A 14,925-nucleotide genomic window follows, 5' to 3' on the forward strand; every position below is an offset into this window, starting at 1 on the left:
TGTAGGGGCTGCCGCAGGCATGTATGTCAGGTGCTCTCTCGCTCGATCACGTTGCACTGCAACAGATTCAGCCGCTGCACATCATCGCTCGGCAACACCCCAAGGCTTTCCAATACCCGCGTTGCCGCCAGTACGCCAATCTCCAGTGCCGGTGGCTTGATCGTGCTCAGGCTCGGCAACAGCATCTCGGCGAACGGGTAATCGCCGAAGCCGAGCACGGCGCAGTCTTCGGGGATCTTGATGCCTGCGCGTTGCCCGGCGAGCAAGCCGCCGGCGGCGAGGTTGTCGTTGGCGAAGATGATCGCGTCGGGGCGCGGGGAGGCGTTCATCAGCGCTTCCATCGCTTGCTTGCCGGCTTCGAACGGCGCGCGGTCGGCGTCCGGGGCGAACACCCACGGTTGCAGTCCGAACTCGCGCACGGTGGCGGCGTAACCGTCGCGACGTTCGAGGGCACTGAGGTCACCAGGGGCGCTGTTCTGCACAAAGGCGATACGGCGATAGCCTTTGTCGTGCAGATAACGCGCAGCGGTCACGCCGACTTCATAGTGCGAAAAGCCGATCTGCATCGGCTCGCGATCCGGCTGGTAATCCCAGGTTTCGATCACCGGAACCTCCGCTTCGGCGATCATCTTTTCCGTGCCCGCACTATGGAAATGGCTGGTCAGCACCAGCGCCGCTGGCGACCAGCCAAGAAATGCGCGCACGGCGTTTTCTTCCTGTTCGGTACTGAAGTAACTCGACGCCAGCAGCAATTGATAACCGTGGCGGCTGAGGGTGTCGCTGAAACCCTGAATGGTGTTGGCAAAGATCGGCCCCGAGATGTTCGGAATCACCATGCCGACGATTTTCCCTCGCGCCGAGGCCAGGCCGCCGGCCACCAGATTCGGCACATAACCCAGCTCGGCAACTACTGCTGCAATGCGCTCGCGGCGCTCCGGCGAGACGGTTTCCGGCTGATTGAAATAGCGCGACACGGTAATCGCCGACACCCCGGCCTCGCGCGCTACCGTATTGAGGGTCACGCGTCCGGCGCCACGGCGTTTGCGGGGCTTTTCCTGGGTCAAGGCTCGATCCTTCTTAAAAACCAAAACGCATATAAAAGTAATTTTTCAGTATTGGACGCTCTATGCCGAGGTTGCCAATACTGGCGATGTTAGCGCTAACAAAGCGCATTGTCTGCTACTCGCTCGAGCGAATGCCCAAGACACCGATTCAGGCGCTGTCGTCGCAGAACGGCAGCGGTTCAGGGCCAATTTCGAGCGGGCAATCATGCACAACATTCCTGGGGCGACACACAAACTGGCGCAGTCGATTCGCGCCGCTGGCTGGATCTTTACCGGGCTGGCGGCGTTGCCGCTGCCCACGGCTTTCGCCGCCGACAGCAGCGAACAAGAGCCGACCCTCAAGTCCGTCACGGTCACCGCCACCCGCCGTGAAGAGTCGCTGCAGAAGGTGCCGGTGGCAGTCTCGGTGATCGACGGCGAACAACTGGAACGCGACAACCGCAACGGCGTGGCGAGCATCGTCCAGCAAGTGCCGTCGCTGAATTTCCGTACCGGTGCGTCGAACAAGGACACCTCGTTGTTTGTGCGAGGCGTCGGCACGATTTCCACCTCGCCCGGCGTCGAGCCAACAGTGGCCACGGTGATCGATGGCGTGGTCTATGCGCGTCCCGGCCAATCCACTCTCGACTTGCTGGATCTGGAGCGCGTCGAAGTGCTGCGCGGCCCGCAGGGCACGCTGTTCGGCAAGAACGCCTCGGCTGGTGTGCTCAACATCACCAGCAAGGCGCCGACCAACGAGACCCACGGTTACATCGACCAGTCGTACTACAGCGGCAATGAAAGCCGCACCCGCTTCGGCATTGGCGGCAGCCTGATTCCGGACACGCTCAAGGGGTCGATCAGCACCCTGTTCGGCACTTACGACGGCAACGTCGATAACAAGCACAACGGCCAGGAAGTCAACGGCTACAACCATCGCGGGGTGCGCGGCAAACTCGAATTCACTCCGAACGATGACGTCACCTTCACCCTGATCGCCGACTACATGCAGTCCCACGACGACGGTCCCAACGGCGTCGTCAGCAAGTCGTTGACCCCGGCCTTCGCCAACGCGCTGAGCCCGGTCTATGCGAGCAACCACAACCGCGACATCAACACCGATACCCGCAGCCATGTCGAGGACACCAACAAGGGCCTGTCCGGCCAGCTCGACTGGCAACTGGGCGATTACACACTGACCTCGATCATCGCGTGGCGCGGCTGGGACAACACCCAGTATCAGGATGGCGATCGGCTGAGCACGATCACTGCAGCGTTCCCCGGCACCGCCGACAAAGGCGAGCTGGCCTTCGACCAGTACTCGCAAGAACTGCGCCTGGCCTCGCCGAAAGGTGAGTTCCTTGAATACGTTGGCGGCCTGTTCTACATGCACGGCAAGGACGACGAGACCTATCAGCGCACCTTGACCACCACCACACGCACCGACCGTGGCGTCGCCGATTACAGCACCACCAGCGACAGCTACGCCGCGTTCGGCGAAGCCACGCTGAACTTCACCTCGGACTTTCGTGGCATCGCCGGCCTGCGCTACACCCACGACGATCTGGAATACGATCACCGTCGCGTCTCGACCTCCGCGACCACGGTCAGTGGTATTCAACCTGCAACCAGCAGTTCCGGTTCGGTAGACGAGGACGGCTGGTCCGGTCGGCTCGGCGTGCAGTACGACCTCAGTGATGCAGTCACTACGTACCTGACCTATTCGCGCGGCTACAAAGGCCCGGCCTACAACGTGTTTTTCAACATGCAGCCGCGTGACACCGAAGCGCTGAAACCGGAAACCTCCAACACTTGGGAGGCGGGGATCAAGGCCACCAGCTGGAACAACCGGCTGACCACCAACCTCGCGGTGTTCCACAGCGATTACGACAACTACCAGGCGAACTTTTTCGACACCGTTGCCGGGCAAGTGGTGACGCGTCTGATCAACGCCGGCAGCGTCAGCACCGAAGGCGTCGAACTCGATTACGCCTTGCAGGCGACCCAGCAACTGAAGTTCTCCGGGGCGCTGGCCTACACCCGCGCGCGCATCGACCAATTCAGTTGCCCGGCCGGTGCGGCAGCGTCCTGTAACGTCAATGGCAAGCCATTGCCGTTCAGCCCCGACTGGAAAAGCTACGTGCGTGCCGACTACACGATTCCGCTGGAAAACGGTCTAGATATCGAACTCGGCACCGACTATAGCTGGCAGAGCGAGGTGCAGTACGACATTAGCCAGAACGCCGACACCAAACAGGGTGCCTACGGCATCTGGAACGCCAGCGTCGCGCTCGCCGATTACAGCAACGGCTGGCGCGTGGCGCTGCTGGGCAAGAATCTCGCCGACAAGTCCTACTCACCGTTGCTGGCCAGCGGCGGCAGCTACATCTACCGCGCCGTGCCACGGGATGACGAGCGCTACTTCGGCGTGCAACTGCGCAAGGATTTCTGAGATGAGCAGACAGCTGAAACTCGGCGCGTTTCTCATGGCCACCGGGCACCACGTCGCCGCGTGGCGGCACCCGCAAGTGCCGGCGAATGCCGGTCTGGATTTCGCCCACTACAAGCGTCTGGCGCAGATTGCCGAGGCAGCGAAATTCGACACGTTGTTCGTCGCCGACAGTGTTGCCGCGCCGACTCAGGACATCGCCAGCCGCATGGCGCGCTCGGATCACTTCGAACCGCTGACCTTGCTCTCGGCCCTGAGCGCGGTGACCGAACACATCGGCCTGATCGCCACGGCGACCACCAGCTACAACGAGCCGTATCACGTGGCGCGCAAATTCGCCTCGCTCGATCATCTGTCCGGCGGGCGTGCGGGGTGGAATCTGGTGACTTCTGACAACGCCGCCGAAGCGCTCAATTTCGGTCGCGATGAGCACATCGGCCACGCCGAACGCTACAGCCGCGCCCGGGAGTTTCATCAGGTGGTCACCGGGCTGTGGGACAGTTGGGAGGACGATGCCTTTGTCCGCGACAAGGCCAGTGGCGCGTATTACGACCCGTCGAAGCTGCACGTGCTGGATCACGTCGGCGAGCATTTTCGGGTGAAAGGCCCGCTGAACGTGGCGCGCTCGCCGCAGGGACAACCGGTGATCGTGCAGGCAGGCTCGTCTGAAACCGGGCGTGAATTGGCGGCGCAGACCGCTGAGGTGGTGTTCACCGCGCAGACTTCGCTGGCCGGCGCACAGGCGTTCTACGCCGACCTCAAGGGGCGTCTGGCCAAGTACGGACGCAGTGCCGATTCGCTGAAAATCATGCCCGGGGTGTTTGTCGTCGTCGGCCAGACAGAAGCCGAAGCGCAGGAAAAATGTGAAACGTTTCAGCAATTGGTCGAACCGGAGGTTGGCGTGGCGTTGCTTGGGCGTATGCTGGGCAACTTCGACTTGTCGACGTACCCGCTGGACGGCCCGCTACCGGAGTTGCCACTGACCGACAGCGGCCAGCAAAGCCGGCAGAAATTGCTGACGGAACTGGCAGGGCGGGAGAATCTGACCCTCGCCGAATTGGGCCGCAAGATTGCCGGTGGGCGCGGGCATTACAGCCTGGTGGGTACGCCGGCGCAGATCACCGACCGCTTGCAGGAGTGGTTCGAGCAGGGCGCGGCGGATGGCTTCAACGTGCTGGTGCCGCACCTGCCGGGCGGGCTCGAAGACTTCGCTAATGGCGTGGTCCCGGAACTGCAGCGGCGCGGGCTGTTCAGAACCGAGTATGAGGGCCGGACCTTGCGCGAAAACCTGGGCCTTGCCCGACCGCAAAACAGATTTGTGTAAACACCCTGTGGTGAGGGGATTTATCCCCGATGGGTGGCGAAAGCCACCCCCAAATCTGTATTCAAATTCGCGATTTTTTTTGGGACGGCTACGCCGTCCATCGGGGATAAATCCCCTCACCACAAAGTTGAAATTCACCCTCAATTTGCTGTTAATCAAACAAGAGAGGATTCGATGACTTACATCGCTGCCGAAAACCGCTACGACTCCATTCCTTACCGCCGCGTCGGCCGCAGCGGTCTGGTGCTGCCGGCGCTGTCGCTGGGCCTGTGGCACAACTTCGGCGACAGCACGCCGATCGACACCCAGCGCGCCCTGCTGCGTACCGCGTTCGATCTGGGGATCAACCACTTCGACCTGGCCAACAATTACGGCCCGCCGTATGGCAGCGCCGAGATCAACTTCGGTCGTTTGCTGCGTGAAGACTTCAAGCAGTACCGCGATGAACTGATCATTTCAAGCAAGGCCGGTTGGGACATGTGGCCCGGCCCGTACGGTCAGGGCGGCGGCTCGCGCAAATACGTGCTGGCCAGCCTCGACCAGAGCCTGCAGCGTCTCGGTCTGGACTATGTGGATATCTTCTACTCGCACCGCTTCGACCCGGACACCCCGCTGGAAGAAACCGCCAGCGCCCTCGCCACCGCCGTGCAACAGGGCAAGGCGCTGTACATCGGCATCTCGTCGTACTCCGGGGTGAAAACCCGCGAGATCGCTGCGCTGCTCAAGGAATGGAAAGTGCCGCTGCTGATTCATCAGCCGGCGTACAACCTGCTCAATCGCTGGGTCGAAAAAGACCTGCTCGACACCACCGAAGAACTCGGCACAGGCGTGATCGCCTTCACCCCGCTGGCGCAAGGTCTGCTGACCGACAAATACCTCAACGGCGTGCCGGCGGATGCGCGGGTCAATCGTCCGGGTGGTGGTTCGTTGCAGGCTTCGCACCTGTCTGAAGCCAACATCGCGCACGTGCGTGCGTTGAACGAGATCGCCAAACGTCGCGGCCAGAGCCTGGCGCAACTGGCACTGGCCTGGACCCTGCGTGATCCACGGGTGACCTCCGCGCTGATCGGCGCGAGCCGGCCAGAGCAGATCATCGAGAACGTCGGGGCGTTGAAGAATCTGAGTTTCAGTGCTGAGGAACTGGCGGAGATCGACCGGTTTGCCCAGGAGGGCGGGATCAATCTGTGGGAGAAGCCGTCGACCGCTGAATAAGTGACTGGCGCCGAATTATTCGGCGCCTGCTTTGACGCCTTCGCGAGCAAGCCCGCTCCCACATTGGATCGATGGTGAACACTGGTTTCGTGTGCACCACAATCCCACAGTGGGAGCGGGCTTGCTCGCGAAGGGGCCTTTGAAAACAACACAGCAATCAGGCCTTATTTGAAGAACGGCACATCCCCCAACACCGTAGCCCGCTGCATCACCCGTCGTGCCGGACGGTAATCATCCACCGCGTAATGTTGGGTCACGCGGTTGTCCCAGAAGGCAATATCGTCCTGCTGCCAGCGCCAGCGAATGGTGAATTCCGGCCGCGTTGCATGAGCGAACAGGAATTTCAGAATCGCTTCGCTCTCGGTTTCCGACAGCTCGTTAATCTTCGAGGTAAAGCCTTCGTTGACGAACAACGAACGGCGTCCGCTCACCGGGTGAGTGCGGATTACCGGGTGCGACAGCGGCGGATTCTTGCGCCTTGCTTCTTCCCACTGCGCCAGGGCTTGCGGCGTATTGCCGTAGCGTTCCAGCGGAAACGAACGGGTGAAATCGTGAGTCGCGGTCAGCCCTTCGAGCAGCTTTTTCATCGGTGCCGACAGTGCTTCATACGCGGCAATCCCGCTGGCCCACAACGTATCGCCGCCGAACTCTGGCAGCAGTTTGGCGCTGAGCACCGCGCCCATCGCCGGCGTTGGCAGGAAGGTCACGTCGGTGTGCCAGATCGCGTTGTCACGGACATCGGTGACCGCGGTGTCGAGGATCAGCACTTCGGGCTGCTCCGGCACGTTCGGGTAGATCGGGTGAATGTGCAGGTCGCCAAAATACGCGGCGAAACGCGCCTGTTGCGATGGCTCGATCGGCTGGTTGCGGAAGAACAGCACCTGGTACTTGAGCAGCGCCTGCTCAATGTCATCGCGCTGTTCCAGGTTCAACGGCTGGCTGACGTCGACGCCGCTGATCTGCGCGCCGAGGGCCGAGCTTAATGGGGTGATGGTCAGGCTGCTCATGGTCTTTCTCTTCGAATTCGGGGTGTGATGCTTTTGTGGGAGCGAGCCTGCTCGCGAATGCTGAGTGTCAGGCGAGAGTGCGGTGACTGATCCGACGCTTTCGCGAGCAGGCTCGCTCCCACAGGGGGCACATGAAATTTGTCAGTGGGTTTGGCCGTGCCACGGCACCAGTTTGCGCTGCAGGGCGCGCAGGCCCATTTCCATGGCGAAGGCGATCAGGGCGATCACCAGAATCCCCAGCACCACCACATCGGTGACCAGAAATTGCGCAGCCGACTGCACCATGAACCCCAAACCGCTGGTGGCGGCGATCAGTTCGGCCGCGACCAGGGTCGACCAGCCAACGCCCAGACCAATGCGCACACCGGTGAGGATGTCCGGCAGGGCGCTCGGCAAAATCACATGGCGGATCAGTTGTGCGCGAGTGGCACCGAGCGACTGCGCAGCGCGCAATTTTGCCGGGTCTACAGTGCGCACACCGGTGGCTGTCGCGATGGCGATCGGCGCAAAAATCGCCAGGTAGATCAGCAGCACTTTCGACAGCTCGCCGATACCGCACCAGATCACGATCAGCGGCAGATAAGCCAATGGCGGAATCGGCCGGTAGAACTCGATCAACGGATCAAGCACACCACGGGCAATACGGTTGGCGCCGATGGCAATGCCCACCGGCACCGCGGTCAGAATCGCGAAACCGAGGCCCAGACCGATGCGGCTCAGGCTCGCGCCCAGGTGCTGCCACAGGGTCGAATCCATGTAACCGCTGGTCGCCAGCAACCAGCCTTTTTGCAGGACGGCGGACGGTGGCGGCAGGAACAGCGGTTCGATCAAACCGCTGGCGGTCACGGCCCACCAGATCACCAGCAAGGCGAACAGGGTCAGCAGGCTGATCCACCGCGTACTGAGGCTGCGGCGCTGCGGAATCGCCACCGATGGGGTTTTCACTGCCGGGGCGGAAACGTCGTAACTGCTCATGCGCGCTCCTGCCGTTGTACGGCGCTGCGTTGCGAGAACACTTTGCTCAGCACGTGCTCGCGGGTTTCGATAAAACGCGGGTCGGATTTGATCGCCCGCGCCGACTCACCGGCGGCGTAGCGTTGACCGAAATCCAGCTGCAGACGCTCGACGATCTGCCCCGGATTCGGCGCCAGCAGAATCAGGTCAGTGGCGAGGAATACCGCTTCTTCGATGTCGTGGGTAATCAGGAACACCGGTTTGGCGGTGCGCTGCCAGACTTGCAGCAATAGCTCCTGCATCTGCTCGCGGGTGAATGCGTCGAGGGCGCCGAAGGGTTCGTCCATCAGCAGCACGCGCGGGTCGGCGGCGAGGGCGCGGGCCAGGCCGACGCGCTGTTTCTGGCCGCCGGAGAGTTGCCAGATGCGGCGATTTTCGAAACCGGAAAGGTCGACCAGCGCGAGCATTTCCCGGGCGATCTTTTCGCGTTTGTCCTTGGCAACACCGGCCAGTTCCAGACCGAAAGCCACGTTAGCCAGCACATCCTGCCAAGGCAGCAGCGCATCATCCTGGAACACCACGCCACGTTCGGCGCTCGGGCCTTTGACCGGCACGCCGTCGAGGGTGATGCGCCCGGCGCTGGGTTCAACGAAGCCGGCAATCAGGTTCAACAGCGAAGTCTTGCCACTGCCGGACGGGCCGAGGGCGACCAGCAATTGCTGAGGCCCGAGGGTCAGGGAAATGTCCGCCAGCACCGGTTCCGGGCTGCCGGGATACTGTGCGCTGATGCGCTCCAGCTGTAGCAAGGCCATCGCAGTCAACTCCCGATCAGTTAGTGATGTATTTGGCGCTGACGTACGGCGCGTAGTCCGGCAGTACGGCTTCGACCTTGCCTTGCTCCTTGAGGAACGCGGCGGTGTCGGTAATGGCTTTGGTGGTCGGCGCGCCGAGGCTGATCACCTGATCAGCCGCCAGCGGGTAGACGTTGCCCTGCAGCAGCGATGGAATGTCGCTGGCCTTGGCGCCGGAAAGCTTCACCAGCTTGTCGACGTGGGACTGGTCGGCGAGCCAGGCTTTAGGATCCTTGCGGTAATCGGCGTAGGCGTCGAGGGTGACCTTGGCGAACGCGGTGACGATTTCCGGGTGCTTCTCGGCGAAGTCCTTGCGCACGATCCAGGCATCGAAGGTCGGCGCGCCGAACTTGGCCAGTTCGCCGGAGGTGATCAGCACTTTGCCGTTTTCCTTGGCCACACCGAGGGCCGGATCCCACACGTAAGTGGCGTCGATATCACCGCGTTTCCACGCGGCGATGATCGCTGGCGGGGCGAGGTTGAGCACGGTGACTTTCGACGGGTCGATGTTCCAGTGCTTCAACGCCGCGAGCAGGCTGTAGTGACCGGTGGACACGAACGGCACGGCGATTTTCTTGCCGACCAGATCCTGCGGACTCTTGATTCCGGAACCGTCGCGAGCGACCAGTGCTTCGGCGGCGCCGATCTGGGTGGCGATGAGGAAGGTTTCCACCGGAACCTTGCGGGTGATCGCAGCGGTCAGCGGGCTGGAACCGAGGTAGCCGATCTGCACGTCACCGGACGCGATCGCGGCGATGATGTCGGCGCCGTTGTCGAACTTGCGCCAGCTGATGTCGGCCTTGGTGGCTTTTTCGTAGGCGCCATCGGCCTGGGCGACTTTCGCCGGGTCAACGGTGGTCTGGTAGGCGACGGTAAGGTCGGCAGCCTGCGCCAGAAAGCTCGCAGCAGCCAACGAGGCCACGGCCAGCAGGCGAAGCGGGAAATTCAGTTTCATGGGGGAGTGCTCCAAATCAGGCGACCGACGATCGGCGTGAAAGGAGACTAAATGATCTAAGAATCTAAAAATAAATAACTTTTTAGACTTAGCTTATGAGCGGAAAAATCTAAGCCTGGCCGCTGCGCGGTCATTCGCGAGCAGGCTCGCTCCCACAGGAGATTGCAATCTAATGTGGGAGCGAGCCTGCTCGCGAAAAGGTTCGAAGAGCCTTCTGATGTCAGTTGCTGATCGCCAGAATACTCGCCTGATACGACCCGACAAACACATCGAAATCGCCGACCTCGTTCTGCTCCAGCTCCGCCTGTTGCGCCAGTGACGAGCGCGCCAGCTCTTCAAACTTCGCCTGTTCATCAGCAGCCAACGGCTCGCTGCGGAAGAACTCGGCATGCGCCTGACTCTGGCGCAGGGAGAATTGCGCGAAGCTTTCCTTGTGCTCGGCCATGGTCGCCAGCACTTGGGCCGATGGGGTCAGGGACGAATCCTTGACCTTGGCCAGTTGCGCGTCGAGCGCCTTGCTGTGTGCGTCGCCGCCATGGCTCTGATCGAGCAATGCCGCCAGCGGTGCGATTTTTTCCAGCAGATCGGTTGCCCAAACCTTCAATTCGACCGCTTCACCGTCGCGCTGCAATTGCAGGCCCGGACGGCGACCTTCCTTGACCACGCTGAGGAAGTTAGAAGTGGCATTGCCGCACGAAGTGTTGGTCAGCAGCGGACTGTCGTTCAGCGCGCAATACAGCAGGAACGCGTCGAGGAAGCGCGATTCGGTGACGTCGATGCCCATCGGCAGGAACGGGTTGATATCCAGGCAACGCACTTCGACGTACTGAATGCCCCGGGCCATCAGGGCCTGGATCGGCCGCTCGCCGGTGTAGGTCACGCGTTTCGGGCGGATGTTGGAGTAGTACTCGTTTTCGATCTGCAGGATGTTGGTGTTGAGCTGTACCCACTCGCCATCCTGGTGCGTGCCGACTTCCACGTACGGCGGGTATGGCGTGGCCACGGCCTTGCGCAGGCTGTCGGTGTAGCTCGCCAGATCGTTGTAGCACGGCGTCAGGCCGGCCTGGGCGTTGCTCTGGTAACCGAGGTCGCTCATGCGCAGGCTGGTGGCGTACGGCAGATACAGGGTGTCCGGATCCAGTTGTTCCAACTGGTGCGAACGGCCGCGCAGGAAGCCTGCGTCCAGCGCTGGCGAAGCACCGAACAGGTACATCAGCAGCCAGCTGTAGCGGCGGAAGTTACGGATCAGCGCGATGTACGAGGATGACTGGAAGTCGCGGTCGGTGCCGACAAAACCCTCGGCTTCGCGCAGCAGCGGCCAGAGCTTTTCCGGCAGGGAAAAGTTGTAGTGAATCCCGGCGATGCACTGCATGGTCTTGCCGTACCGCAGGGCCAGGCCCTTGCGGTAGACGTACTTGAGCTGACCGATGTTGGAGGTGCCGTAATAGGCGATCGGGATGTCTTCCTCGGCCGGCAACGGGCACGGCATCGATGGACTCCACAGGTACTCGTTGCCGAGCTTGCTGTAGGCAAAGCGATGAATCTTGTCCAGGCTCGCCAGGGTGTCAGCCGGATCGGGCAGGGCGGGGGTGATGAATTCCAGCAGCGACTCGGAATAGTCGGTGGTGATCTGTTCATTGGTCAGCGCGGAACCCAAGGCTTCCGGGTGCGGCGTTTGCGCCAGACGACCTTCACTGGTCACGCGCAGGCATTCACGTTCGATACCGTGGAGGCACTGTTCGAGCAGAGAGAGGTTGGCGCGCTCGCCGAGCAGAGCCAGGCGGCGGTTGAGAAGTTCGCTCAATTTGGATTCCTTCACGCGTCAGTCGCCCCAATATGGGGGTGGGCAGGACGGTCTACAAGGGTGAAGTTGAAACTGGCGTTTTCGCCTGGTTTTTCGGGCTCACGAAGCCCCTTTCGAACCGCCGACTTCAATCCCTGAATCTGGCAGATGCACGCGAAGATTATGCGATCCCTGTGGGAGCGGGCTTGCTCGCGAAGAGGGCGTGTCAGTCAACATCAATTTGCCTGACACACCGCCTTCGCGAGCAAGCCCGCTCCCACAGAAAAGCTCGACGCTGCGATCACAGCGCCGAAATTAACTCAAAATGATGAACAACATCTACAGGACAGCGAACGTGCCTTGCGCTTTTGCGACCAGTTTGTCGCCCTGCATCACGTCGGCCTCGACCACCAGCGTGCGGCGGCCCGGGTGGATCACCCGCGCCGTGCACAGCACCTCACCGTCGGATACGGCGCGGATGTAGTTGATCTTGCACTCGATGGTCGCGCTCTGCTGATCGAAGCCGTGGGTGCTGGAACAGGCCAGCCCCATGGCGATATCGACCAGGCTGAACAGCGCGCCACCGTGCAATTTGCCGCCGCGATTGCGCAGTTGCGGTTCCAGCACCAGGGTGACTTGCGCCACCCCGGTTTCCAGGCTGTGCAGGCGGCAGCCCAACAGCTTGAAAAACGCGCTCTCGACGAGCCCGGCCGGGATCTCCATCAGCGTTTCTTCAACTGCTTGGCGTTGGCGAACAGCGAAGCCATGGCGTTGTTCACCGGTGCGGCTGTGGCCGTTTCCTTGCGTGGCGCGTTGTTCGACGACTGGCGCGGTGCCGAGCCCGGACGCGAACCACGGGCACCGTCGATTTTCTCGCCTGGGGTGTCGCTCATGCGCATCGACAGGCCGACGCGTTTGCGCGGGATGTCGACTTCCATGACCTTCACTTTCACCACGTCACCGGCCTTCACCGCTTCGCGTGGGTCCTTGATGAACTTCTCCGACAACGCCGAGATGTGCACCAGACCGTCCTGATGCACGCCGATGTCGACGAACGCGCCGAACGCGGTCACGTTGGTGACGACGCCTTCGAGGATCATCCCCAGTTGCAGGTCTTTCAGGTCTTCGACGCCTTCCTGGAACTCGGCGGTCTTGAACTCCGGACGCGGGTCGCGACCCGGTTTTTCCAGTTCTTGCAGAATGTCGGTGACGGTGGGCAGACCGAAGGTCTCGTCGGTGAACTTCTTCGGGTCCAGACGCTTGAGGAACGCGGCGTCGCCGATCAGCGAGCGAATGTCGCGGTCGGTTTCAGCGGCGATGCGCTGTACCAGTGGATAGGCTTCCGGGTGAACAGCCGAGGAATCGAGCGGGTTGTCGCCGTTCATCACGCGCAGGAAACCTGCGGCCTGTTCAAAGGTTTTCTCGCCCAGACGCGCGACTTTCTTCAGCGCCGCACGGGTCTTGAATGCGCCGTGCTCGTCACGGTGAGCGACGATGTTCTGCGCCAGGGTCGCGTTGAGGCCGGAAATCCGCGCCAGCAAGGCCACCGAGGCGGTGTTTACATCGACGCCGACGGCGTTTACGCAGTCCTCGACCACCGCATCCAGACCACGCGCCAGTTTCAGCTGCGACACGTCGTGCTGGTACTGGCCGACACCGATGGATTTCGGATCGATTTTCACCAGTTCAGCCAGTGGATCCTGCAGACGACGGGCGATGGACACCGCGCCACGGATCGACACGTCCAGATCCGGGAATTCCTTGGCAGCCAGTTCCGACGCCGAGTACACCGATGCACCGGCCTCGGAGACCATGACCTTGGTCATCTTCATTGCTGGGTATTTTTTGATCAGCTCGATCGCCAGTTTGTCGGTTTCGCGGCTGGCGGTGCCGTTGCCGATGGCGATCAGGTCAACCGAGTGCTTGGCGCACAGGGCGGCCAGAATCGCGATGGTCTGATCCCATTTGTTGTGCGGCACGTGCGGGTAAACCGTGGCGTGATCGAGCAGCTTGCCGGTGGAGTCGACCACCGCGACTTTGCAGCCGGTACGCAGGCCCGGGTCGAGGCCCAGAGTTGCACGCGGGCCGGCCGGCGCGGCCAGCAGCAGGTCGTGCAGGTTGTGGGCGAAGACGTTGATCGCCTCGGTTTCGGCGCCGTCGCGCAGCTCGCCGAGCAGGTCGGTTTCCAGGTGCGTGTAGAGCTTGACCTTCCAGGTCCAGCGCACCACTTCACCGAGCCATTTGTCGGCCGGGCGGTTCTGATTCTGGATGCCGAATTGCTGGCCGATCATGCCTTCGCACGGGTGCATGGTGCCCGGCAGTTCGTCGCCGACTTTTAGCGCGGAGCTGAGGATGCCTTCGTTGCGGCCCCGGAAAATCGCGAGTGCGCGGTGCGACGGCATGCTTTTCAGCGGCTCGTCGTGTTCGAAGTAGTCGCGGAACTTCGCGCCTTCTTCTTCCTTGCCGGCGATCACGCGGGCGCTGATGGTCGCTTCCTGCTTGAGGAAGTTGCGCAGCTTCTCCAGCAGGCTGGCGTCTTCGGCGAAGCGTTCCATCAGGATGTACTTGGCGCCTTCCAGCGCAGCTTTCACGTCGGCTACGCCTTTCTCGGCGTCGACGAAGCGTGCGGCTTCGGTTTCTGGCGTCAGGTTCGGGTCGTTGAACAGGCCGTCGGCCAGCTCGCCGAGGCCGGCTTCCAGGGCAATCTGGCCCTTGGTGCGGCGCTTCTGCTTGTACGGCAGGTACAAGTCTTCGAGGCGGGTCTTGGTGTCGGCGAGCTTGATGTCGCGTTCGAGGGCAGGGGTGAGTTTGCCCTGCTCTTGGATGCTGGCGAGGATGCTGATGCGCCGTTCGTCGAGTTCTCGCAGGTAGCGCAGACGCTCCTCCAGATGACGCAACTGGGTGTCATCGAGGCTGCCGGTGACTTCTTTCCGGTAACGGGCGATGAAGGGAACGGTAGAGCCTTCATCGAGTAGCGCGACGGCCGCTTCGACCTGTTGCGGGCGTACGCCGAGTTCCTCGGCGATGCGGCTGTTGATGCTGTCCATAAAACCACCTGACATATTGTGAAAGCAGGCTCGCAGGCACGGAAATAAAGGCCCGGAGTCTGGTTGAGCGGCTAGAAAATTGCCGCTGCCTGGGTCAAAAGGCACCCCATTGACCCGTGAAATCGAATAATTACTGCGCAGGCCCGGAAAATATCGCGGCCACCTGCGGTAACGATTCAGACGTTGCCTGGCACAAAACGCCGCGCATTATAACCAGCGTTCTGTCATTCGGGGGTGTAGCAGTCTGTAGGTAGAAACCCCGGTTTTCTGGCAGTGAAGGAAAAATCTGCTAACAATGCA

Annotated in this window: 11 protein-coding genes; 3 read left to right on the forward strand and 8 right to left on the reverse strand. The window is 61.7% G+C overall.

The window, feature by feature from the left end; all coding sequences use genetic code 11:
• Nucleotides 1-26: 26 nt before the first annotated feature.
• A complete protein-coding gene (locus H043_RS0106620) occupies nucleotides 27-1,064 on the reverse strand; it encodes a LacI family DNA-binding transcriptional regulator (protein ID WP_027611196.1) in 1,038 nt (345 codons plus the stop codon).
• A gap of 205 nt (nucleotides 1,065-1,269) precedes the next feature.
• On the opposite strand from H043_RS0106620, the gene H043_RS0106625 reads away from it, so the two are divergent.
• The 3 genes from H043_RS0106625 to mgrA all read left to right on the forward strand — a co-directional run bounded on the left by H043_RS0106625 (nucleotide 1,270) and on the right by mgrA (nucleotide 6,028).
• Nucleotides 1,270-3,495 carry a TonB-dependent receptor gene (locus tag H043_RS0106625; RefSeq protein WP_027611197.1) on the forward strand — a complete coding sequence of 742 codons (2,226 nt, stop codon included), beginning with the start codon at nucleotides 1,270-1,272 and terminating at the stop codon, nucleotides 3,493-3,495.
• Nucleotide 3,496: 1 nt separating this feature from the next.
• Nucleotides 3,497-4,816, forward strand: a complete 1,320-nt coding sequence (locus H043_RS0106630) for an LLM class flavin-dependent oxidoreductase (protein WP_027611198.1) — start codon at nucleotides 3,497-3,499, stop codon at nucleotides 4,814-4,816.
• 174 nt (nucleotides 4,817-4,990) lie between these two features.
• On the forward strand, nucleotides 4,991-6,028 hold the full coding sequence (mgrA, locus tag H043_RS0106635) for an L-glyceraldehyde 3-phosphate reductase (protein WP_027611199.1): 1,038 nt from the start codon (nucleotides 4,991-4,993) through the stop codon (nucleotides 6,026-6,028).
• A 164-nt stretch (nucleotides 6,029-6,192) separates the two neighbouring features.
• Here the strand turns inward: mgrA and tauD are convergent, their stop codons facing one another.
• The 7 genes from tauD to H043_RS0106670 all read right to left on the reverse strand — a co-directional run bounded on the left by tauD (nucleotide 6,193) and on the right by H043_RS0106670 (nucleotide 14,625).
• Entirely contained in the window at nucleotides 6,193-7,035 is an 843-nt protein-coding gene (gene tauD, locus H043_RS0106640) for a taurine dioxygenase (RefSeq protein ID WP_027611200.1), read from the reverse strand.
• Nucleotides 7,036-7,176: 141 nt separating this feature from the next.
• A complete protein-coding gene (gene tauC / locus H043_RS0106645) occupies nucleotides 7,177-8,010 on the reverse strand; it encodes a taurine ABC transporter permease TauC (RefSeq protein ID WP_027611201.1) in 834 nt (277 codons plus the stop codon).
• A complete protein-coding gene (tauB, locus tag H043_RS0106650) occupies nucleotides 8,007-8,801 on the reverse strand; it encodes a taurine ABC transporter ATP-binding subunit (protein WP_027611202.1) in 795 nt (264 codons plus the stop codon). The genes tauC and tauB overlap by 4 nt, the downstream gene beginning before the upstream one ends.
• Before the next feature lie 16 nt (nucleotides 8,802-8,817).
• Nucleotides 8,818-9,795: a taurine ABC transporter substrate-binding protein gene (tauA, locus tag H043_RS0106655; RefSeq protein ID WP_027611203.1), complete on the reverse strand. Its 978-nt coding sequence runs from the start codon at nucleotides 9,793-9,795 to the stop codon at nucleotides 8,818-8,820.
• Nucleotides 9,796-10,015: 220 nt separating this feature from the next.
• Nucleotides 10,016-11,599, reverse strand: a complete 1,584-nt coding sequence (gene gshA / locus H043_RS0106660; RefSeq protein WP_027611204.1) for a glutamate--cysteine ligase — start codon at nucleotides 11,597-11,599, stop codon at nucleotides 10,016-10,018.
• Between the two features lie 318 nt (nucleotides 11,600-11,917).
• Nucleotides 11,918-12,301: a PaaI family thioesterase gene (locus tag H043_RS28955; protein WP_049827816.1), complete on the reverse strand. Its 384-nt coding sequence runs from the start codon at nucleotides 12,299-12,301 to the stop codon at nucleotides 11,918-11,920.
• Nucleotides 12,301-14,625 (reverse strand): Tex family protein, encoded by a 2,325-nt coding sequence (locus tag H043_RS0106670; RefSeq protein WP_007964702.1) that lies wholly within the window; start codon nucleotides 14,623-14,625, stop codon nucleotides 12,301-12,303. The genes H043_RS28955 and H043_RS0106670 overlap by 1 nt, the downstream gene beginning before the upstream one ends.
• Nucleotides 14,626-14,925 lie beyond the last annotated feature (300 nt).

The organism is Pseudomonas sp. URIL14HWK12:I6 (genome assembly GCF_000514195.1).
GTDB lineage: Bacteria > Pseudomonadota > Gammaproteobacteria > Pseudomonadales > Pseudomonadaceae > Aquipseudomonas > Aquipseudomonas putida_A.

Coding starts and splice junctions, on each gene's coding strand:
- H043_RS0106625 (WP_027611197.1), top strand. CDS start 1,270: ATGCACAACATTCCTGGGGCGACACACAAACTGGCGCAGTCGATTCGC.
- H043_RS0106630 (WP_027611198.1), top strand. CDS start 3,497: ATGAGCAGACAGCTGAAACTCGGCGCGTTTCTCATGGCCACCGGGCAC.
- mgrA (WP_027611199.1), top strand. CDS start 4,991: ATGACTTACATCGCTGCCGAAAACCGCTACGACTCCATTCCTTACCGC.
- tauD (WP_027611200.1), bottom strand. CDS start 7,035: ATGAGCAGCCTGACCATCACCCCATTAAGCTCGGCCCTCGGCGCGCAG.
- tauC (WP_027611201.1), bottom strand. CDS start 8,010: ATGAGCAGTTACGACGTTTCCGCCCCGGCAGTGAAAACCCCATCGGTG.
- tauB (WP_027611202.1), bottom strand. CDS start 8,801: ATGGCCTTGCTACAGCTGGAGCGCATCAGCGCACAGTATCCCGGCAGC.
- tauA (WP_027611203.1), bottom strand. CDS start 9,795: ATGAAACTGAATTTCCCGCTTCGCCTGCTGGCCGTGGCCTCGTTGGCT.
- H043_RS28955 (WP_049827816.1), bottom strand. CDS start 12,301: ATGGAGATCCCGGCCGGGCTCGTCGAGAGCGCGTTTTTCAAGCTGTTG.
- H043_RS0106670 (WP_007964702.1), bottom strand. CDS start 14,625: ATGGACAGCATCAACAGCCGCATCGCCGAGGAACTCGGCGTACGCCCG.